The sequence below is a fragment of the Micromonospora sp. WMMD975 genome (genome assembly GCF_029581215.1).
GTDB lineage: Bacteria > Actinomycetota > Actinomycetes > Mycobacteriales > Micromonosporaceae > Micromonospora.
In genome coordinates, this window is sequence record NZ_CP120739.1 from 2,316,283 (window position 1) to 2,337,131 (window position 20,849).

18 protein-coding genes are annotated in these 20,849 nt (G+C 75.8%); 10 read left to right on the forward strand and 8 right to left on the reverse strand.

From position 1 onward, the window contains the following. Nucleotides 1-50 precede the first annotated feature (50 nt). The 6 genes from O7613_RS09840 (at nucleotide 51) to O7613_RS09865 (ending at nucleotide 6,114) form a co-directional block, all read left to right on the forward strand. A complete protein-coding gene (locus O7613_RS09840; protein ID WP_282294516.1) occupies nucleotides 51-806 on the forward strand; it encodes an OAM dimerization domain-containing protein in 756 nt (251 codons plus the stop codon). Next, nucleotides 803-1,195 carry a hotdog domain-containing protein gene (locus tag O7613_RS09845; RefSeq protein ID WP_282293417.1) on the forward strand — a complete coding sequence of 131 codons (393 nt, stop codon included), beginning with the start codon at nucleotides 803-805 and terminating at the stop codon, nucleotides 1,193-1,195. The genes O7613_RS09840 and O7613_RS09845 overlap by 4 nt, the downstream gene beginning before the upstream one ends. Before the next feature lie 118 nt (nucleotides 1,196-1,313). Continuing rightward, nucleotides 1,314-2,648, forward strand: a complete 1,335-nt coding sequence (locus O7613_RS09850) for a glutamate mutase L (RefSeq protein ID WP_282293418.1) — start codon at nucleotides 1,314-1,316, stop codon at nucleotides 2,646-2,648. Nucleotides 2,649-3,179: 531 nt separating this feature from the next. Beyond that, a complete protein-coding gene (gene lnt / locus O7613_RS09855; protein WP_282294517.1) occupies nucleotides 3,180-4,730 on the forward strand; it encodes an apolipoprotein N-acyltransferase in 1,551 nt (516 codons plus the stop codon). Nucleotides 4,731-4,752: 22 nt separating this feature from the next. Continuing rightward, the gene (locus O7613_RS09860) at nucleotides 4,753-5,529 is read left to right on the forward strand and encodes a polyprenol monophosphomannose synthase (RefSeq protein WP_281589439.1); all 777 of its coding nucleotides are present in this window, start codon (nucleotides 4,753-4,755) and stop codon (nucleotides 5,527-5,529) included. Between the two features lie 51 nt (nucleotides 5,530-5,580). Then, entirely contained in the window at nucleotides 5,581-6,114 is a 534-nt protein-coding gene (locus O7613_RS09865) for an FxsA family protein (protein WP_282293420.1), read from the forward strand. Nucleotides 6,115-6,186: 72 nt separating this feature from the next. On the opposite strand, the gene O7613_RS09870 is transcribed toward O7613_RS09865, so the two are convergent. The 4 genes from O7613_RS09870 to O7613_RS09885 form a co-directional block, all read right to left on the reverse strand. Further along, nucleotides 6,187-6,528 carry an RNA polymerase-binding protein RbpA gene (locus O7613_RS09870; protein ID WP_007460094.1) on the reverse strand — a complete coding sequence of 114 codons (342 nt, stop codon included), beginning with the start codon at nucleotides 6,526-6,528 and terminating at the stop codon, nucleotides 6,187-6,189. 258 nt (nucleotides 6,529-6,786) lie between these two features. After that, nucleotides 6,787-7,377 carry a pyridoxamine 5'-phosphate oxidase family protein gene (locus O7613_RS09875; RefSeq protein ID WP_281589435.1) on the reverse strand — a complete coding sequence of 197 codons (591 nt, stop codon included), beginning with the start codon at nucleotides 7,375-7,377 and terminating at the stop codon, nucleotides 6,787-6,789. A gap of 130 nt (nucleotides 7,378-7,507) precedes the next feature. Then, nucleotides 7,508-8,689: a hypothetical protein gene (locus tag O7613_RS09880; protein ID WP_282293421.1), complete on the reverse strand. Its 1,182-nt coding sequence runs from the start codon at nucleotides 8,687-8,689 to the stop codon at nucleotides 7,508-7,510. Between the two features lie 12 nt (nucleotides 8,690-8,701). Then, entirely contained in the window at nucleotides 8,702-10,042 is a 1,341-nt protein-coding gene (locus O7613_RS09885) for an MFS transporter (RefSeq protein WP_282293422.1), read from the reverse strand. Between the two features lie 67 nt (nucleotides 10,043-10,109). On the opposite strand from O7613_RS09885, the gene O7613_RS09890 reads away from it, so the two are divergent. Genes O7613_RS09890 through O7613_RS09905 form a run of 4 tightly spaced genes read left to right on the forward strand, consistent with a single transcriptional unit; the run spans nucleotide 10,110 to nucleotide 13,462 of the window. Next, nucleotides 10,110-10,754, forward strand: a complete 645-nt coding sequence (locus tag O7613_RS09890; RefSeq protein ID WP_282294518.1) for a TetR/AcrR family transcriptional regulator — start codon at nucleotides 10,110-10,112, stop codon at nucleotides 10,752-10,754. Nucleotides 10,755-10,810: 56 nt separating this feature from the next. Beyond that, on the forward strand, nucleotides 10,811-12,121 hold the full coding sequence (locus tag O7613_RS09895; protein ID WP_282293423.1) for an NAD(P)-binding domain-containing protein: 1,311 nt from the start codon (nucleotides 10,811-10,813) through the stop codon (nucleotides 12,119-12,121). Next, nucleotides 12,118-12,942 (forward strand): SDR family NAD(P)-dependent oxidoreductase, encoded by an 825-nt coding sequence (locus O7613_RS09900; RefSeq protein ID WP_282293424.1) that lies wholly within the window; start codon nucleotides 12,118-12,120, stop codon nucleotides 12,940-12,942. The genes O7613_RS09895 and O7613_RS09900 overlap by 4 nt, the downstream gene beginning before the upstream one ends. A 10-nt stretch (nucleotides 12,943-12,952) precedes the next feature. Beyond that, a complete protein-coding gene (locus O7613_RS09905; protein ID WP_282293426.1) occupies nucleotides 12,953-13,462 on the forward strand; it encodes an NUDIX domain-containing protein in 510 nt (169 codons plus the stop codon). Here O7613_RS09905 and O7613_RS09910 read toward each other — a convergent pair whose 3' ends face one another. From O7613_RS09910 to O7613_RS09925, 4 genes are all read right to left on the reverse strand, one after another. After that, complete coding sequence (locus O7613_RS09910) at nucleotides 13,463-14,479, reverse strand: LacI family DNA-binding transcriptional regulator (RefSeq protein WP_282293428.1); 1,017 nt, start codon at nucleotides 14,477-14,479, stop codon at nucleotides 13,463-13,465. Then, nucleotides 14,476-16,899: a glycoside hydrolase family 3 C-terminal domain-containing protein gene (locus tag O7613_RS09915; protein WP_282293429.1), complete on the reverse strand. Its 2,424-nt coding sequence runs from the start codon at nucleotides 16,897-16,899 to the stop codon at nucleotides 14,476-14,478. Before O7613_RS09915 ends, O7613_RS09910 begins: the two co-directional genes overlap by 4 nt. Nucleotides 16,900-17,139: 240 nt before the next feature. Continuing rightward, entirely contained in the window at nucleotides 17,140-18,366 is a 1,227-nt protein-coding gene (locus O7613_RS09920; RefSeq protein ID WP_282293430.1) for an ROK family transcriptional regulator, read from the reverse strand. A 71-nt stretch (nucleotides 18,367-18,437) separates the two neighbouring features. Then, nucleotides 18,438-20,771: a TIM-barrel domain-containing protein gene (locus O7613_RS09925; protein ID WP_282293432.1), complete on the reverse strand. Its 2,334-nt coding sequence runs from the start codon at nucleotides 20,769-20,771 to the stop codon at nucleotides 18,438-18,440. Between the last annotated feature and the right edge of the window lie 78 nt (nucleotides 20,772-20,849).

The following is a 20,849-nucleotide window of genomic DNA, read 5'->3' on the forward strand; positions in this document are numbered from 1 at the left end:
AACGCACCGAGCGCAGCGAGGGCCGTGAGGGCATGCCCAGCCGGCACGGCATGACGGGTAAGACGGTCGTGCGGCCGTACGGGGACACCACCGGCGACGGGATGGTGCAGGTGTCGTTCACGTTGCCGGTGCCGCACGACAAGCGGGCCGAGGGCGCGGCCGTGCAGTTGGCCAACAAGATGGGCATGGATCCGGCGATGCTCGTGCACGCCAAGCCGATCGGCGACGGGTTCACGTTCTTCGTGGTGTACGGGCGGGTGAACCACCTGGTGGATCTGGACCGGGTGCAGGTGGTGGAGCGGGACTTCCCGTTGTTGTCGGCCAAGGAGGTCAACGCGGTGGTGAAGCGGAGGTTGCGCCGCAAGTTGTCGGTGGTGGGCGCGTGTATCGGCACGGACGCGCACACCGTGGGCATCGACGCGATCCTGAACGTGAAGGGCATCGCGGGGGAGAAGGGCCTGGAGTACTACCGGGAGTTGAAGGTGACCAACCTGGGTGCGCAGGTGAGCGTGCCGGAGTTGGTGGAGGCGGCCCGGCAGGAACGCGCGGACGCGGTGCTGGTGTCGCAGGTGGTGACGCAGCGCGACGCGCATCTGCACAACACGCGGGAGATGTCGGCGGCGTTCCGGGAGGCGATGCCGGCGGGACGGCGACCGCTGCTGATCGTGGGTGGGCCGCGGTTCGACGAGACGATGACCGGCGAGTTGGGCGTGGACCGGATCTTCGGTCGGGGCACCACCCCGGGCGAGGTGGCCAGCTTCCTCGTGCACGCTCTGATCACCTCCAGGAAGGCGAACGCCGCATGAGTGACCCTCGGCTCGGTCTGACCGTCACCCACCGCCGGTATGTGCCGTACGCGCACGCCCACTACGCGGGGAACCTGGTCGACGGGGCGTACGCGTTGGGGTTGTTCGGGGATGTGGCGACGGAGGTGTGCATCCGCGCGGACGGCGACGAGGGTTTGTTCGCCTCGTACTCCGAGGTGCAGTTCCGCGCGCCGATGAGGGCCGGTGACGTGCTGGAGGTGGTGGCGACGGTGACGCGGGTGGGCACCCGTAGCCGCACGATCGACTTCGAGGCGCGGGTGGTGTGCCGGGGCCGCCCGGACCGGGGCGACTCGGCGGCCGAGGTGTTGGAGCCGCCGATCGTGGCGGTGACGGCGACCGGCACGGTGGTCGTGCCGCCGGCCCTGTGAGCGCGAGGAGCGAGCCGGTTCTGCGAGCCCCGCAGTCGCGAACGAACGACAGCCCTGTGAGCGCGAGGAGCGAGCCGGTCCTGCGAGCCCCGCAGTCGCGAACGACGGACAGCTCCGCGTGAGCGTCGTGGTCTGCGCCGACGTCGGGTCGACGTACACGAAGGCGGCGGTGGTCGACCTCGACGGCGGTCGGCTCGTCGGCGCGGCGTCCGCGCCGACGACCGTCGGTTCGGATGTGCTGCACGGTCTGGACGCCGCGGTCGGTGCGGCCCGCGCGGCGGCCGGGGTCGGTGACGTGCCGTGGTACGTGTGTTCGTCGGCCGGTGGTGGGTTGCGCCTGGCCGTGGTCGGCTACGAGCCTCTGGTGACGGCGCAGGCGGGCCGGCGGGTGGGCCTGTCGGCGGGGGCGAACGTGGTGCACGTGGCCGCCGGCCGGTTGGGCGCGGCGGAGTTGACGGCGTTGCGGGCGGCCCGCCCGGACGTGGTGCTGCTGGTGGGTGGCACCGACGGCGGCGACGCCGACACCCTCACCCACAACGCGACCCGGCTGGCGCGGGCCCGGTGGCGGGTGCCGGTGGTCCTCGCGGGCAACGTCGACGCCCGCGACGGGCTGTACGCGGTGTTGGCCGGCGCGGGTGTGCCGGTGACGGCGGCGGACAACGTGCTGCCCCGGATCGGGGTGTTGGCGCCGGGGCCGGCGCGGGCGGCGATCCGGGAGGTGTTCCTGCGGCACGTCATCGGCGGGAAGAAGTTGTCCCGTGGGGTCCGGTTCGCGCGGCTGGTGCGGGCGGCCACCCCGGACGCGGTGCTGACCGGCGTGGAGGTCCTCGCCGACACCGTCGGCGGTGACCTGGCCGTGGTGGACGTCGGCGGCGCCACCACCGACGTGTATTCGGTGTTGACGCCCGACGAGCGGGAGTCCGGCCCGGGTCGGGAGGTGACCGGCACGCTGTGGCGGGCCCGCACCGTCGAGGGGGACCTGGGCGTGCGGTGGTCGGCGCCGGGGGTGGTGCGGGCCGCCGCGGAGGAGCGGCTGCTCGCCGCCGGGGAGCGGGACGCTCTGGCGGTGGCGGCGGCGGCGCGGGCCGCCGACCCGGGGTTCCTGCCCGGCGGGGACGCCGAGCGGGCCGTCGACGGCCGGATCGCGGCGTTGGCGGCGACGGTGGCGTTGCGTCGGCACGCGCGCGGCGCGGCGACCGGGGAACGGGCCGGGCGGGACCTGCGGGAGGTGCGGCTGCTCGTCGGTTCCGGTGGGGTGCTGCGGCACGCCGAGCCGGCGTCGGCGGTGGGTGTGCTCGACGCGGTGCTCACCGATCATGCGGGCGGGTGGGCGTTGCCGCGGGCCGCCCGGCCGGTCGTCGACGTCGACTACGTGCTGGCGGCGGCCGGGTTGCTCGCCGGCGAGCATCCGGTCGCGGCGGCGGCGGTGCTGCGGCGCCACCTCGGCGGCTGACCGGACGGTCCACCCATCGAGACGCGCCGACGCGACACGCCGTGGCGCAGCACACGACAGGCCGGGGTGGGTTGACAGCGGCGGGGGTGCACGCCGTACCGTCTTTGAGTCCTACCACGGGAAGCGGCTGTTGTTCGCTTCGTCCTCTCGTCCGCTGGCCGAGCGACCGGAAGGTTGCGGCGGCCAGGTCCAGCGGGCGGGGGTCGGCGGGGCGGCGCGAACCGGTCGCGGTTACCGGTGTACGGGCAGGGTGAGAGGAACGGCCAGTAGACAACGGCCAGGCGGGGGCAGCCAGTCCACGTCGGGTCGGTCCGAAGGTCGGCGCCGATCATCTTCGCCCCACCGGCCGGGAAGGGCCTGGGAGCGTCGGGGCGCGGCTTACGCCGCGCCCCGATTTCCGTTTCCGGGGCCGCCCGTGGGCCGGTCGGCGGCCGGGCCGGGTAGCCTTCGGCCCGTGATCGTGGTGAGGTGCCGGTGACGACGCTGGACCGGGAACAGCCGCGTGCCACGGGCGGGGCACGCCCGGGCGGCGTGGCGCGTCGCCCGCTGCCGCTGACGCTGGCCGCGCCGGCCGCGGTGCTGGCGGGGCTGGCGTTGCTGCTGGCGTTCCCCCCGTACGGGGTGTGGCCGCTCGCGCCGGTCGGGGTGGCGTTGCTGGCCGCCGCGGCGCACCGGCGGCGGGTGCGCGCCGGCGCCGGGTTGGGGTTCCTGACCGGGGTGGTGCTGTTCGCGCCGCTGCTGGAGTGGACCAACCTGCACACCGGTTGGCTGCCGTGGGTGCTGCTGTCGGTGTCGCAGGCATGTTTTCTGGCGCTGCTCGGCGCCGCCACCGCCTGGGTGTCGCCGCTGGCCGACCGGCGGGCGGCGGCGTGGCCGCTGCTGACCGGTGTGTTGTGGGTCGGGCAGGAGGCGCTGCGTGACCGCATCCCGTTCGGCGGGTTCCCGTGGGGTCGGTTGGCGTTCAGCCAGGACACGTCGCCGCTGCTGCGCCTGGCGGCGCTCGGCGGCGCCCCGCTCGTGACGTTCGCCGTGGCGTTGGCCGGGGGCATCCTGCTCGCCGCCGGGTGGCGGGACTGGTCCCGCCCGGCCGGGCAGTGGCGGCCGGTCGCCGCGTTCGCCGCCGCGCTGGCCGCGTTGCTCGCCGCCGGGCCGGTCGTCCCGGCGGGGGTACGCGGCGCCGGGGACACCGTCACCGTGGCCGTCGTGCAGGGCAACGTGCCCCGCCTCGGTCTGGACTTCAACGCGCAGCGGCAGCAGGTGTTGAACAACCACGTCGACGCCACCCTGAAGCTGGCCGAGCGGGTCGGTCGGGGTGAGCAGGCCCGCCCCGACGTGGTGGTGTGGCCGGAGAACTCCAGCGACATCGACCCGCTGCGCAACCCGGCCGCCGGCTACCGGATCTCCCAGGCCGCCGACGCGATCGGCGCGCCGATCCTGGTCGGCGCGGTGCTGCTCGGCCCCGGCGAGGGTCAGGTCCGCAACGCCGGCCTGCTGTGGCGGCCGGGCAGCGGCGCGGACCTGACCCAGCTGTACACCAAGCGGCATCCGGTGCCGTTCGCCGAGTACGTGCCGCTGCGGTCGATCGCCCGGAAGGTCAGCGCGGAGGTCGACCGGGTCCGCTCCGACTTCGTTCCCGGTGACCGTCCCGGGGTGCTCGACGCCGGGCCGGCCGTCCTGGGCGACGTGATCTGTTTCGAGGTGGCCTACGACGGGATCGTCCGGGACACCGTCACCGGCGGCGCGCAGCTGCTGGTGGTGCAGACCAACAACGCCACCTTCGACGTGGCCGAGGCCCGCCAGCAGTTGGCCATGGTGCGGCTGCGGGCCGTGGAGCACGGCCGTGCCGCGTTGATGTCCTCCACGGTCGGGGTGTCCGGGTTCGTTTCCCCCGACGGGCGGGTAGACGGTGCCACCGGGTTCAACACCGCCGAGGTGGTGGTGCGGCAGATGCGACTCGGGGACGGGCGTACCCCGGCCACCGTGGCGGGGGTGTGGCCGGAGGTGGCGCTCGCGGCCCTGGCGGTCGCGGCCCTGGCCGGCGCGGCGGTGCTGCGCCGCCGCCGGGAGCCCACCGGCGGTTGAGCCGACGAGAGGCGGTGCGACGGTGGGTGTGGCAGCCGGCCATCCCGGGGTGGGGCGGGTCCTCGTGGTCATCCCCACCTACAACGAGGCGGACAACGTACGCCGCATCGTCGCCCGGGTCCGCGCGGCGGCGCCGGCGGTGGACGTGCTCGTCGCCGACGACGGCAGCCCCGACGGCACCGGCGGTATCGCCGACATGCTCGCCCGGGTCGACCCGCAGGTGCACGTGCTGCACCGGCGGAGCAAGGACGGCCTCGGCGCGGCGTATCTGGCCGGGTTCGGGTGGGCGCGTGAGCGCGGCTACGACGCGGTGGTGGAGATGGACGCCGACGGCTCGCACGCCCCGGAGGACCTGCCGGCGCTGCTGCACGCCGCCCGCGACGCCGACGTGGTGATCGGCTCCCGGTGGACGCCCGGCGCGCGGGTGCTGAACTGGCCGTGGCGGCGGCTGCTGCTGTCGCGGGTGGGCAACCTGTACGCGCGGGTGGCGCTGGGCATGCCGGTCAGCGACGCCACCGGCGGGTACCGGGTGTACCGGTCGACGGCGTTGGAGGCCATCGACCTGAACTCGGTGCGGTCCCAGGGGTACGCGTTCCAGGTGGAGTTGTCCCGGCTGGCGCACCGTGCCGGGGTGCGCATCGTGGAGGTGCCGATCACGTTCGCCGAACGGGAACACGGCGACAGCAAGATGAGCCCGTTGATCGTGGCGGAGGCGCTGTGGCGGGTCACCCGGTGGGGGGTGCGGGACCGGCGGGCGGCGGTGCGGGGCCGCCCGCGGGCGTTGGCGCGGTGGCCGTGAGCGCGGGCGTGTCATGCTGGAGGGGCGTGACGACGCACCGGATGGGGTGAGATGCGCCGAGGACTGCGATTCATACCACTGGCTCTGCTGCTGTTGACGCTGCTGGAGCTGGCCGTTTTCGTCCTGGTCGGCCGGGCCGTCGGGTTCGGCGCGGCGCTGCTGCTGGTGTTCGCGGCGTCGCTGCTGGGGTTGGTGCTGCTGCGCCGTGAGGGCATGCGGGCGTGGCGGCGTTTCCGGGCCGCCGCGCAGGCCGGGCAGCCGCCGGGTCCGCAGGTCACCGACGGGCTCGTCGGGTTGGCCGGTGCGTTGCTGCTGGCGTTGCCGGGGCTGGTCAGCGGGGTGGTGGGGCTGCTGCTGATGGTGCCGCCGGTGCGCCGGCTCACCGCCGCCGGGGTGCGCCGGTCCACCGAGCGGCGGGTGTCGTCGATGGTCGCCGGTGACCTGTTCGGCCCGCGTCGGGTGCGGGTCTACCCGGGCGCCGCGCAACCGGCGCCCCCGCAGCCGACGCCGACGCCGACGCCTGAGCAGCCCCCGGCCGCGCATCAGCCGGGCGCGGCGATCGAGGGCGAGATCGTCGACCGCTGACAAGCGACGCTCGTGACGTGACGAAACGCCCCCGGGGTGATCCCCGGGGGCGTTTCGACGGTTTCGGTTTGTTCAGGCGCGTCCGCGGCGGGTGCGGACCTCCTGCAGCCGCTCGGCGAGGATGTCCTCCAGCTCGGCGATGGAACGCCGCTCCAGCAGCATGTCCCAGTGCGTGCGCGGCGGCTTGGCCTTCTTCTGCTCCGGCTCGTTGCCGTCGACCAGCCGGGCGACGCTGCCGTCGAACTTGCACTCCCAGGTCGTGGGGACCTCGGCGTCGACGGCGAACGGCACCTCGAACTGGTGGCCCTTGGCGCACAGGTACTCGCGGGTCTGCCGCGGCGCGAGCTCCGTGTTCCGGTCGGATTCGTAGCTGACCGCGCCCAGCCGGCTACCGCGCAGCATGCGCTCGCCCATGATCGACTTCCCCTCGTCCGTGGTGCTGGTCCTCAGGTGTAACGGCCGGTCACCGCCCACCCATTCCCCACCCACGTCGGATGAGGCCGTCCGCGGGTCGGGAACCTCAAGGGTAACCGGCCGCGACAGCCCCTCGAATCGGTGGAGTGTTCCGGCCGTCACCGGGGATGGTACCGACCACGCGCGCCGGAGGTGACGATGAGCAGTGACGCGCCGGTCGGGGCCCGCCGGGAAGACCTTCCTCCGCCGCCGCGCGGCTCACCGCGCCGGGGTGGGCGGCAACGGCAACGGCAGGCCGGGCAGCCCGTCGATGCTCGTCGCCACGTGCTCCTTGCCGGCGAAGTACGCCGACAGCGACGCGTCGTCCTCCCGGGCGAACCGGCGGCCGTGCAGATCCCGGTCGGTGTCGTAACTCATCAGCGGCACCGCGTAGCCGCATGTGTCGCGGATCAGCTCGGCGCGCACCACGATCACTGCCCGCAGGCCGTGCGGGCCCGGGTCGATGTCGGGGAAGTGCCGCAACAGGTCGGGCCAGCGCGGGTCGTCGCGGAACACCGGCTCACCGCGCCCGTGCACCCGCACGATCGTCGGCGGGCCGGCGAACGCGCACCACATCAGCGTCACCCGGCCGTTCTCCCGCAGGTGGGCGATGGTCTCGGCGTTGCTGCCGGCGAAGTCGAGGTAGGCCACGGTGCGTTCGTCGAGCACCGCCAGCGCGCCGCGCAGCCCCTTGGGGGACAGGTTGACCGTGCCGTCGCCGGCCAGTGGGGCGGTGGCGACGAAGAACACCGGCTGCGCCTCGATGAACTCCCGCAGCCGGCCGTCGATGCGCTCGTACGTCTTTCCCATGCCAACATCCTGGCCCGGCGGGCCACCGCCGCGCTGCCCCGTCCCGGTCCGTGGCCGGGCTCCCCGGATCGTGGTGCGGGACGGCCCCCCAGAAGGCGCGGTCTCCGCCTGGACGCCGCCGGCGGACGGGTCAGCCGGCCCGCGAGCCGAGCGCGGCCAGCGCCCCGGCCAGGTCGCTGACCTGGTCGGCGAGCTGCCCGACGCGCCGTTCGGCGGCGTCCCGGTCGGCGTCGGCCGCGACCAGCCGGGCCGCCGACTCCTCCGCCCGGGCCTGCGCGGCGGCCACCGCCCGGCGGGCCTCGACCAGCTCGGCGGCGAGCGCCGCCACCTCCGCCCGGGTCGCGTCCGCCGCCGCGACCGCCTCGGCGCGGGCGACGTCGGCGCGGTCCCGCTCGGCGCGGGCGGTGTCGGCGGCGGCGACGGCCTCGGCGCGGGCGGCCTCGGCCCGGTCCCGCTCGGCGCGGGCCGCCCGCGCGGCGACCGCCTCGGCGTCGGCCCGCTCGGTCGCCGTCTGCGCCGAGCGGCGGTCCTCGACCGCCTGCGTCCGGGCGGCCTGCGCCTCGGCGCGCGCCGCGTCGGCCTCGGCGCGCAGGCGCTGTGCCCGGTCCAGGGCCTCCGCGGCGGACCGGGTGGCGCGTTCGGCGTCGGCGCGGGCGGTGTCCCGTTCGGCGGTCAGCTCGGCGACCCGCTGCCGCTCGCCGTCGCGTTCGGTCCGCACCGTACGCAGCTCGGCGCGCGCGGCGTCGCGGTCGCGTTCGGCCTGCACCCGCAGCGCCTGCGCGGCGCCGGCCTCGGCGCGGGCGGCGTCGCGGGCGGTCTCCGCGGCGGCGGCCCGCTCGACGGCCGCGTCGGCCGCCGCCCGCGCCTGCTCGGCGTGGCCCCGGGCCGCGTCGCGGTCGGCGTACGCGGCCCGGGTCTCCTGCCGGTCCCGGGCCGCCGCGGCGGCGGCGTCCTCGGCGTCGCGGCGGGCCTCGTCGCGTTCGGCGTGCGCCGCGGCGACCTGCGCGGAGGTCTCCGCGCGTACCTCGGCGAGCTGCCGCTCCACCCCGGCCGGGGACAGCTCGGCGTGCAGCGCCTCGGTGAGCGTCTCCACCACCTGGTCGAGTCGGTCCACCGCCTCCCAGGTGCGGGCCACCTGCCCGGGCAGGCCGGGGGAGTTACGGTGCCGCATCCGCGAGTTGCGGGCGGCCCGCTGGCAGGCGCCGTCGTTGTCCCGGCAGTAGCGGAACGGCCGGCCGGCGCCGACGCGCTGCGGCACCTCCCGCCCACAGTGGGCGCAGGGGCGGGTCTCGGTGGTCAGGTCGGCGTCCATCGGGGGCGAAGTCTAGTGGCCGCCGTCGGCGCGGGCCGCGCCGTCGAGGGTGTAGCGGCGCTGCACCAGCACCGCGACCACCATCACGGCGGCGGGCAGCAGACCGAAGCCGTACCGCAGCGCCGCGAGGGCCTGCGCCGACTGGGTGACGGACTGCCCGGCGGTCGACGCGACGAAGCCCCCCGCGGCCAGGCACAATGCGTACGCGTAGGGGCCGAGCGCCGCGCCGGTGGCCTCGGTGGCGGTCCACACCCCGGTGTAGGTGCCGGCCCGTTCGGCGCCGGCGGCGCGGATCACGTCGGGCAGCATCGAGAACGGCAGCAGCTGCATGCCGGCGAACGCCACCCCGAGCACCGCCACGGCGGCGACCAGCACCGGCAGCCCGGCCGGACGGCCGACCGCCAGCACCATCGACCCGGCGGCGAACGCGACCTGCGCGCCGAGCAGCGCGCGTTGCTTGCCGACCCGCCGGGCCAGCGCCAGCCACGCCGGTGTGACAAGCAGCGCCGGCGCGACGAACGCGGCGACCAGCACCGTGGCCAGCCGGGCCCGGCCCAGCTCGTACTGCGCGTAGTAGGGCACCCCGGCCAGGACCAGGTGGGTGGTGGTGGACATGGCCAGGTACGCGCCGGCCAGCCGGCGGAACTGCCGGTCCCGCAGGCTCGCCGCCAGCGTGCGCCACCCGCCGGCGCCGGGCCCGAGCGTCGGGGTGGACGCCGTGCGGCGCAGCCGGCCGATCCCGGCCACCCCGACCGCCATCGCGGCGAGCATGCCGGCGGCCAGCGCCACGGCCATCCGCAGGTAGCCGCCGCGGGTGGCGGCGTCACCGCCGGCCAGCAGCGGCGCCAGCAGCCCGGAGACGAGGATGCCGAGCGTGAGCACCACCATCCGGAAGGCCATCAGCCGGGTCCGCTCGTGATAGCCGATCCGCAGGTCCGCCGGCGTCGCCAGGTAGGGCACCTGGTAGGCGGCGAACAGCAGGTTGCCGGCCACGAAGAACACCGCCACCCAGGCCGCCGCACCCGCGCCGGTCAGCCCGCCGGGCACCGCGAACAGCACGGCGAACGCCGCCGGCAACGCGCAGCCGGCCAGCAGCAGCCGCCGGCGGTGGCCCCGGCGGGCCTGCTCGAGGTCGCTGCGATGCCCGACCCACGGGTGCAGCAGCACGTCGGCGACCTTTGGCAGCAGCAGGGTCAACCCGGCCAGCCACGGCGCGACCGCGAGGACGTCGGTGAGGAAGTAGAGCAGCAGCAGGCCGGGCACGGTGACCCACACGCCCATGCCCAGCGACCCGGCGGCGAAGCCGAGCAGCGGGCCACGCGGCAGGGCGACGGTCTCGTGTCGCTGCTCCATCCCGGTCATCCTCGGCACCCCAATCCAACGGTTGCTGGATTGTAGGGGTGACAATGGCCGGATGACCATGCCCCGCCGCCGGCCGGGCCGGCCCCGCCGCGACGACCAGCGACCCACCCGCGACCTCGTGCTCGACGCCGCCACCGCGCTGTTCGCGCAGCGAGGCTTCGACGCGGTCAGCGTCCGGGACGTCGCCGCCGCGGCCGGCGTCGACGTGGCGACCGTCGCCCACCACACCGGCGCCAAGGCGCAGCTCTACGACGCCTGTTTCGCCCGGGTGTTCACCGCCGAGCGGGCGGCGCTGGAGGCGGCCGGGGAACGCGCGCGCGCCGCCCTGGCGGCCGGGCCGACCGATGCGCTGCGCGCCCTGCACGACCTGGTCGACGTGTTCGTCGACTTCCTGGAGGACCGGCCCGAGACGACCGCGCTGTGGCTGCGTCGTTGGCTGGAGCCGCAGCGGCACGCCGAACTGGACCGGCGCTACGCCGCGCCGCTGTACGCGCAGGTCGAGCAGTTGCTGGCCGCCGCGTCCGCCGCCGGGGCGCTGGTCGAGCCGGCCCCGCACGTGACCGTACGCAGCCTGGTCTGGGCGGTGCACGGGCACGTGGTGGCGCTGGCCGCGGGCACCGGTTCCGGGGCGCGGGAGCGGCGGGAGTTCCGCGCGTTCGTGCACCGGTTCCTCGACGGGCTCTACCCGCCGGCCACCGCTTGACGACGGCACGCCCGCCGGGGAATTATCCAGCAGTCGTTGGATTAAGGGGGGCGGTCATGGCGGCACCACCCAGGGTGGCGGTCATCGGCGCCGGAGCGGCCGGGCTGGCCACACTCAAAGCGCTCGCCGACGTCGGCGTGCCGGCGGTAGCCTTCGAGACCGCCGACACAATCGGCGGGCTCTGGGTCTACGGCGCGCCCGGCTCGCCGGCCTACCGGACGCTGCACCTCAACACCAGCAAGGGGCGCACCGAGTTCGCCGACCATCCGATGCCGGCCGACTGGCCCGACTACCCCGACCACGCCCGCGTCGCCGGCTACCTCGACGACTACGCCGACCGGTTCGGCCTGCGCGAGGCGGTGCGGCTGCGGCACACCGTCGACCGGGTCACCCGCGCCGGCGACGGCTGGCGGGTACACGCCGAGGGTCCCGCCGGGCCGGTCGAGGTCGACGTCGCGGCGGTGGTGGTGGCAAACGGGCACAACCGGGTGCCGCACCGGCCCGAGCCCTACCCGGGCGAATGCGCCGCCGAGCAGATGCACAGCCACGACTACCGCGGGCCGGAGCAGCTCGCCGGCCGGCGGGTCCTGGTCGTCGGCGGCGGCAACTCCGCGATGGACATCGCGGTCGACGCCTCGTACGCCGCCACCCGGACGCTGCTGTCGCTTCGCCGCGGCGTCTGGGTGGTGCCGAAATACCTGCTCGGCCGTCCCTCGGACACGCTCAACGGGGCGCTGGCCCGCCACCTGCCCTGGCGGCTGCGGCAACGGATCAGCCAGGCCACGCTCACCGCCGCCGTCGGCCCACCCGCCCGCTACGGACTGCCCGCCCCGACACACGGCTTCCTCCAGGACCACCCGACGCTCTCCGACACGCTGCTGTCCCGGCTCACCCACGGCGACATCCAGGCCCGGCCTGGGATCGCGCGTTTCGCCGGCGGGCGGGTCGCGTTCACCGACGGTCGCGTCGACGCGATCGACCTGGTCATCTGGTGCACCGGCTACCGGGTGCGGATGCCGTTCATCGACCCGAGCCTGCTCGGCGACGGCGCCGACCGGCTGCCGTTGTACCGGCACGTGTTCCACCTGGATGCCCCCGGGCTGGCGTTCGTCGGGCTCATGCAGTCCACCGGCGCGGCGTTCCCGCTGCTGGAGGCGCAGGCCCGGCTGGTCGCCGCACGCCTGGCCGGCACCTGGGCACCGCCGGATCCGGCCCGCCAGGCCGCCGCCTGCCGGGCTGAGCTACGCGCCGCCACCGCCCGCTGGGGGCAACGCCGCCCGCACATGCGGGTGGACTTCGACGCCTACCTGGCCGAGCTGCGCCGGGAACTGGCCGCCGGCGCGCGGCGCGCCGGAGCGACCCGGTGAGCGCGCTGGCCGGCCGCCGGGCGCTGGTCACCGGCGCGCGGGGCACCTTCGGCCGGCGCCTGGGCGACGCGCTGACCGCCGCCGGCGCGCACGTGGTCGGGCTGGACCTGCACGCCGACACCGACGCCACGCCGCCGGTGCTCGGGGTCGACCTGACCGATCCGGCCGCGACGGCACCGGCGGTGGCCGCCGCCGTCGACCGGCTCGGCGGGCTGGACCTGCTGGTCAACAACGCCGGCGTCGGCGGACCGGCGCCGGCCGAGCTGCCCCCGGACGAGGTGGTGCGCCGCCAGCTGGAGGTGAACCTGCTCGCCGCCTGGCGCACCACCGCCGCCGCGCTGCCCGCCCTGGAGGCCACCCGCGGTCGGGTGATCTTCGTGGCCAGCCGGATGGCCGTGCTGCCGCTGCCCCTGGCCGCCGCGTACGGGGTGAGCAAGCGGGCGCTCGTCGCGTACGCCGACGCGCTGCGCCACGAGGTCGGCACACACGTCGGAGTCAGCGTCGTCTACCCCAGCATGGTCCCCTCCCCGATCCACGACAGCACCGAGGCCGCCGGACTGTCGCTGAGCGGGGTGTCCCGGCCGGAGCCGGTCGACGGGGTGGTCGCGGCGATCCTGCGCGCCGCCGCCGCCCGCCGCGCCCCCCGGGACGTGGCCACCACCCGACGCGGCCGGGTCGAGCTGGCGCTGGCCCGGCACGCGCCGGGCCTGGCCGACCGGCTGGTGCGGCGTACCGTCGCCGGCCGCATCGCCGCGGGTGACCTCGACGGCGCGGCGCTGGCCGCCGGGATGCTCCGGCGGCACCGGCGGGCCGGCCGGTAGCGTGCTCGCCATGCCCGTGTCGCCCTACATCGCCCGGCTGCGCCAACACGTCGGCCACGACCTGCTCATGCTCTACGGGGTCAGCGCCGTGGTGACCGACGACGCGGGGCGGGTGCTGCTGGCCCGCCGCGGCGACAACGGCCGCTGGTCGGTGCCGGCCGGCACCGTCGACCCGGGCGAGCAGCCCGCCGACGCGCTGGTCCGCGAGGTCCGGGAGGAGACCGGTGTCGACGTGGCCGTGGACCGGCTGGCCGGGGTGGCCACCCACCCGGTGGTCTACCCCAACGGCGACGCCTGCGAATACCTCAACGTGTGGTTCCGGTGCCGGGCCGTCGGCGGGGCGCCCACCGCCGACGGCGACGAGTCCCTCGCGGTGGCCTGGTTCACCCCCGACGCGCTGCCCGACCTCGACGACTGGGCCCGGCTGCGGATCGACTCGGCGCTGACCGACGGCGCCGCGCCCTGGTACGCGGCGCCGGGGGAGCACCATCCGGCGCTGCGCCGCCCGGACAACCTCTGATCACCCGACGCTGGTGTCGCGGACGGTCAGCCGGGGCTCCAGCAGCGTCACCTCCGGCACCGGCTCGTCGCGCAGACGCCGCATCAGCAACGTCACCGCCTGCCGGCCCACCTCCTCGGCCGGCACCGGCACGCAGGTCAGCCCGGACGGCTCGGCCAGCTCGTCGGGGCAGACCGCGACCACCGCCACGTCCTGCGGCACCCGGCGACCCAGCAGCGGCAGCGCCGCCAGCACCGGGCCGACCGCCGACTCGTTCTGCACCACCAGCCCGGTGACGTCGGGATGCTCGGCCAGCAGCGCCGACAGGTCCCGGCGCACCGCCGCCGGACCTTCCTCGCAGGACCGGGTCACCGCGTCCACGCCGAGCCGTGCGGCGGCGGCCACCACCCCGTCGCGGGTGCGGTGGGCGAAACCGGTGCCCCGGTCGTAGACGGCGGCCGGGGCGCCGAGCAACGCGACGCGGCGGTGCCCGGCCGCCGCCAGGTGCTCCACGCACAGCTCCCCGGCCCGCCGGAAGTCCAGGTCCACACAGGCCAGGCCGGTGCTGTCGGCCGGATGCCCGATCAGCACGCCCGGCAGCGCCAACTCCCGCAGCAGCGGCACCCGGGAGTCCTCCAACTCCACGTCCATCAGCAGCACACCGTCGACGAGGGCGCTGCCGGCGATGCGGTGCAGCCCGGCCGGGCCCTCGTCGGCGGTGACCAGCAGCACGTCGTGGTCGTGGCGGCGGGCGGTGGTGACCACCGCGGTGGCGAACCGCATCACCACCGGCACCTGCATGCCGGTGCGCAGCGGCAGCACCAGCGCGATCACGTTGGCCTTGCGGCTGGCCAACGCCCGCGCCCCGGCGTTCGGGTGGTAGCCCAGGGCCCGGACGCTCGCCAGCACCCGGCCGCGGGTGGTCGCCGAAATGGTGCGCTTGCCGCTGAGCACGTACGACACGGTGCTCGCCGCCACCCCGGCGTGGCGGGCCACGTCGGCGATGGTCACCTGCTCGCCGGCGGCCCGGCCGCTCACCGGGCGGCCCCGCAGCGCCGCGCCACCGACCCGACCGGCGCGTCGCCGCCGGTCACGGTGAGCGCCCCGACCAGTCGGACGTCGCGGGCGGAGCGGCCGACCAGCACCGAGTGGGTGGCGTCCTCCACCACCGCCGCGGCGCGGTCGGCGTCCCACCAGCACAGTTCGGCGGTACGCAGCCGCAGCGTCACCCGGGCCGCGCAGCCCGGCTCCAGGGTGACCCGGGTGAAGTCGCGCAGCTGCCGCAGCGGCTGCTTGACCCGGGAGCGTCGCTGACGGGTGTAGAGCTGCACCACCTCGGTGCCCGGGCGGCGGCCCGTGTTGGTGACCTCGACGCTCACCTCGACCTCCTCGCCGGCCTGCGCCGTCGCGGTGCTCAACCGGAGATCATCGTAGTCGAACCGGCCGTAGCTGAGTCCGTGGCCGAACGGGTACAGCGGCTCCCCGCGGTGGTAGAGGTAGGTGGCGTCGGCGCCGATGACGTCGTAGTCGAGCAGGTCGGGCAGCTCGGCGGTGTCGGCGTACCAGGTCTGGGGGAGCCGGCCACCCGGGTCCTCCGCGCCGAGCAGCACGTCGGCGAGCGCGTTGCCGTGTTCCTGCCCGCCGTGGGCGCTCCACACCACCGCCGGCAGGTGCTCGCGGGCCCAGCCGACCGCGTACGGGTAGCTGCTGGTCAGCGCCAGCACGGTGCGCGGGTTCGCCGCGTGCACGGCGCGTAGCAGCTCCTGCTGGCCGCTGGGCAGGGTCAGGTCGGCCCGGTCCTCGGTCTCCCGGCCGTTGACCATCGGATGGTTGCCGAGCACCACCACGGCCACGTCGGCGGCGGCGGCCAACGCGGCGGCCTCGGCGGCCCCGTCGACGCGCAGCTCCACCGTGAACGCGGCGGGGTCGCCGGTGGTGACGCTGAGCCGGCCGTCCGGGTCGACGCCGACGTGCCGGCCGGTGGCCAGGTGGTGCAGCAGCGCGGTGCCGTCGGGCCGGTGCTGCGGGCGGAACGTCTCGCGGACCACCCAGCCACCCGGGCCGGGCCGGTCGACGACGAGCGCGCCGTCCTCGTCCGCGCCGACGTACCGGCCGGTGTCGACCGCGCGCAGCGCGACCACCCCGTGGCCCCAGTCGACCACGTCGAACTCGGTGGGCGCCGCGTCGGCCAACGCCAGCGGCCCGCCGTCGGCGCGGCACACCGCCCGGCCGGCGACGCGCAACGCGATCCGGTCCGCGCCCGGGTGGGTGGTCACCTCCGGCAGCCGCCCGAGCAGCCCGGCGTACGGGCTGACCGCGTACGGCAGGGTGCCGCTGTACCAGTCGGTGAGCACCGTGTCGGCGAGCGGGCCGAGCACCGCGACCCGCAGGCCGGCCGGGAGCGGCAGCAGCCCGTCGTTGGACAGCAGCACGATCGACTGGCGGGCGGCCTCGCGGGCGAGTTCCCGGTGGGCCGGGCAGTTCACCACGTCGGCCGGCACGTCGGCGTACGGGTCGTGGCCGGGCGGGTCGAGGTCGCCCAGGCGCAGCCGCACCGACAGGATCCGCCGGACCGCCCGGTCCACGTCGGACTCGCTGATCAGCCCGCGTGCCAGCGCCTCGGTGAGCCGCGCGACGGTCGGCTCGGGGTCCTCGTCGTCCTCGGTGAAGCTGTCCACGCCGGCGCGCAGCGCCGCGGCGAAGCCGGTCACGTGGTCGGGCAGGTGTTCCTGCACGCCGGCGATGTTGCCGACGGCCCCGGCGTCGCCGACCACCATGACCTCGTCGTCGGCCCAGCCGCGCAGCTCGCCGTCGATGAGCGGGCTCAGGTGCGCCGGCACGCCGTCGACCAGGTTGTACGACGCCATCACGGCGACTGCCGCGCCGGCGGCCAGCGGCGCGCGGAACGCCGGCAGCTCGTACTCGTGCAGCACCCGCGGCGGCAAGTCGCTGGAGGTGACGGCCCGGTCGGTCTCGTTGTTGTAGCCGAGGAAGTGTTTGAGGGTGGGTGCGGTCCGCAGCAGCGTCGGGTGGTCGCCGCGCAGCCCACGCGCGTAGGCGGTGGCGAGGTGGCCGGTCAGCCAGGGGTCCTCGGACCAGCCTTCCTCGTTGCGGCCCCACCGCGGGTCGCGCAGCGGGTTGATCACCGGCGCCCACACGTTCAGGCCGACCCGCTGCGGGTCGGCCCGGTGCTTGGCGCGCACCTCGTCGCCGACGGCGGCGCCGACGGCCCGGATCAGGTCCGGGTTCCAGCTGGCGGCGAGGCCGAGCGCCTGCGGGAACACGGTGGCCTCGCCGAGCCAGGCGACGCCGTGCAGCGCCTCGGTGCCGGTGCGGAACGCGGGCAGGCCGAGCCGGGGGACCGGTGCCTGCCACTGGTGCAGCAGGCCGAGCTTCTCCGGCGTGGTGAGCCGGGCCAGCAGGTCGTCCAGCCGGTGGTGCGGGATGCGGTCGGTCATGTCGGGCGCCTCCGGGTGGGCGTACGGGTCGCTCCGCTTCCCTGTGTCGAAGCGCTTCGACACAGGGGCCGGTGAACGGCGACGCGCACGCGTCAAGGTGTTGGTGGTAGGCCGGCGGCGTCGGCCCGGAGCGATGGTGAAGCGCTTCGACGACCGCCGGAAAACACGCCGCCCGCGGAAGTGCCCGGTCCCGGTGGCGGCGCTACCGAGGTTGGCACCCGGCGGCGGCGCGGTCAAGGGTCACCCGACGGGCAGTTGCCCGGCCTCCACGGTGGCCAGCGCGGCGGTGGCGCCGCCGAGCGCGCTGGCCGCGGACCCCAACGCGCTGGCCTCGATCCGGACCGCGGCCGGTGGTCCGGGGGCGCGGGCGGCCACTTCGGCGCGGGCGGCCGGCAGCAGCCACGGCGCGAGCGCCGCCAGGTGCCCGCCGACGGCGACGACCTCCGGGTCGAGCAGGTCGACCAGGACGGACACCGCCTGCCCGAGCTGCCGGCCGATCTCGGTGAGCCCGGCGCGCACCGGCTCGTCACCGGCGCGGGCGAGGGCCTGGATCCGTTCGATCTCCGGCAGGTAGTCGGTGATCGGGCCGTCCAGCGCCGCGTCGGGCAGCAGGCGGCGCACCACGGCGTCCACGCCGGCGAGCGCGGTCAGGCAGCCGTGCCGGCCGCACCGGCACGCCGGCCCGTCGGGCGGGCCGGCCAGCACGGGCAGATGGCCGATCTCGCCGGCGAAGCCCCGGCCGCCGCGCAGCAGCCGGCCGCCGCTGACCAGGCCGGCGCCGATGGCCAGCCCGCCGGTCAGATGCACCAGGTCGGCCGTGCCGGCGTACGGGCCGTGCCGCAGCTCGGCGCAGGCGGCGAGGTTGGCGTCGGTGTCGACGCCGACGGGGTAGCCGGGATCGTGTAACGCGCGGCGCAGCTCGGCGGCGAGCGGCACATCGCGCCAGCCCAGCGCGGGCGCGGACGGCACGGCGCCGGCGGCGTCGACCAGTCCGGGCACGCCCACGGTGAGGCCGAGCACGGTGCGGTCCGCGCCGGTGATCCGGGTGACCGCCCGGCGGGTCAGCGCGGCGAGCGCCCGTACCGTCTCCTGCGGTCCGGCGGTCGCGGCGGCGAACGCCCGCCGCCAGGTGAGCAGCGGCCCGCCGGTCAGGTCGGCGGCGACCACGACCAGCTCGTCGGCGCCGATCTGCAGGCCGAGCCCGACGTATCGGGAGCCGTCGAGCACGAGCATGGTGGCCGGCCGGCCGACCCGGTTCTCGGTCAGCCCGGTCTCGCGCAGCAGCCGGTGCTCGATCAGCTCGCTGACCAGGCTGGAGACGGTGGCCTTGTTGAGCCCGGTGTGCGCGGCCACGTCGGCGCGGGAGCAGGGCGCGTGCCGGCGCACGTGGCGCAGCACCACCGCCCGGTTGGCCACCCGCACGTCGCCGAGGTCGGCCGTCTGGACCGGCCGGTCGATGCTGATCACGTGGTGCCCGCCTCCCGCGCCGCCGACCATCGAGTTCGGCTACAGCTTAAACTAAATAGGCGCGGCGCCCGTCAGGTGCCGAACCAGGGCTCGAACGGAGTCACCGGCACCGGTTCGCCGTTGAGCGTGATCCGGCGCGGCGCGTCCGCGCCGACCACGCTGACCCGGCGGACGTCGAGCGGCCCGTCCACCCGGACCCGCAGCGTGTCGCCGTCGCGGGTGGCGGTGACCGTGGTGTCGCCGCCGTCGTCGTGCACCACGCCCACCCCGTCGACGCCACCCCACGAGACGAGTGTGACCTCACGGAACGGGCCCTCGGCGACGGTCGTCGCGGGCGGCGCCACCGGCACCAGCGCGCCCCGACGCACGTACAGCGGCAGCCGGTCGAGCGGCACGCGTACCCGCAGGTGCCGGCCGCCGGCGTGCCGCTGCCCGGTGGCCGCGTCCAGCCAGTCGTCACCGGCCGGCAGGTAGACGGCGCGCTCCCCGCACGGGTCGAGCACCGGCGCCACCAGCAGGTCGGTGCCGAGGCGGTACTGGAGGTCGCTGGTCCAGGCGGTCGGGTCGTCGGGGGTGTCGACGAGCAGCGCCCGCATCATCGGGGCGCCGGTGCGGGCCGCGGCCACGGCCGCCGACCACAGGTACGGCAGCAGCCGGTAACGCAGCCGCAGCGCGGCCACCGCGTGGCGTTCCGCCTCGGGCGGGAAGTCCCAGGGCAGGCGGCTGGTGGTGCCGTGCAGCCGGACCAGCGGCGACAGTGCGCCGAACTGGGTCCAGCGCACGTACAGGTCGGGTTCCGGGGTGCCGTGGAACCCGCCGGTGTCGTGGCTCCAGAACGGCACCCCGGACAGCCCGTGGGACAGCCCGCCGCGCAGCGTGCTGGCCATGCCCGGCCAGGTGGCGTTGACGTCGCCGCTCCACTGCGCGCTGTGCCGCTGCCCGCCCAGGTACGACGAGCGCGCCCAGACCGTGCGGTGCCCGGCGACCTCCTCGGTGACGTCGGCGACCACGTCGTTGAACAGCAGCGCGTAGACGTTGTGCAGTTCGACGCCGCTCATGCCGTTGTGCGCCACCGCGTCGGCGGGTACGGCCTCGGCGAAGTCGGTCTTGAAAACCGCGACGCCCTGGGCCAGCAGGGGGCGCAGCAGGCCCTGGAACCAGCGCACCGCCGCCGGGTTGGTGAGGTCCACGATGGCGCAGACCGGGTAGCTGCCGTGCCAGGTGTCGGCGACGTACGTGGCGCCGTCGGGGCGGCGCAGGAAGTAGCCGGCGGCCTCCGCCTCGGCGTAGAGCGGGCTGTCGGTCATCAGGTAGGGGTTCATCCACAGGCACACCCGGAAGCCCTGTTCGGCGAGGTCCTTGAGCATCCCGGCCGGGTCGGGGAACGCCTGCTCGTCCCAGCGCAGCTCCGACCAGCGCCCGGCGACCTGCCAGTAGCAGTCCAGGTGCAGCACGTCGCAGGGGATGCCCCGGTCCCGGATCAGCCAGGCCCGCTCCCGCACGCGCTGCTCGCTGTCCGGGAAGAACCCGGAGGAGATCCACGCGCCGAACGCCCACTTCGGCGGCAGGTACGGCCGGCCGGTGAGCGCGTCGAGCCGGTCCAGGACCTGCGCCGGGGTCGGGCCGGCCAGCACGTAGTAGTCGAGCAGGTCGTCCGGGACCAGCAGCTGCACGCTGCTGTGGGTGCTGGCGCAGACGTCGAACTGCACCGGCAGCCCGCTGTCGACGAGCACGCCGTAACCGCGGTCGGACAGGTAGAACGGCACGTTCTTGTGTGACCGGTCGGACTCGCCGCCGAACGCGTCGAAGTTCCACATCAGGGGCCGCTGGCCGCGCTTGTCCAGCGGGGTGAACTTCTCCCCGAAGCCGACGAACCGCTCGTCGCCGGGTGCGACGAAGCTCTCGTGCCAGGCGACCGGCTCGCCGTCGACGGTGGAGCGACCCAACGGCAGGGTGCGTCGCCGGCCGCTGATGTCCCGGGTGCCGCTGTCGCCGGCCAGCAACAGCCGACCGTCCGCGGCGAAGAAACGCAGCCCCCACGGGTCGAGGCGGATCTCGGCGACCACGGCGCCGGCGTCCACCCGCGCGTACGTCTCGTCCACGGTGACCTCGGCCGGGTGCGGTTGCGGCCGGGTCAGGTCCAGCGCGCGGGCGGAGCGGCTGCGCACGGAGAGGTCGTCGGTCAGGCGTACCCGCAGGATCCCGTCCCCGGCGGCCTCGACGCGGCCGACGAGCGTGCGACCGGAGCCGCAGGTGACGGTGAGCGTGACACCGTGCGGGTCGGTCGCGGCCACGCGCGCCCGCAGCACGTCGTCGGCGCCCTCCTCACCGGGGGCGCGGACCGGCAGGTCGGGCGGGTCGGCCACGAACGTCTCGTACGGGACCAGCGGCGGGCGGTACGGCATGGGCGTCTCCTCGCGGCGACACGGGCGGTCCCGCAAGTTTCTTTGGAACCACAACTAACTGTCAATGATCGACGGCAT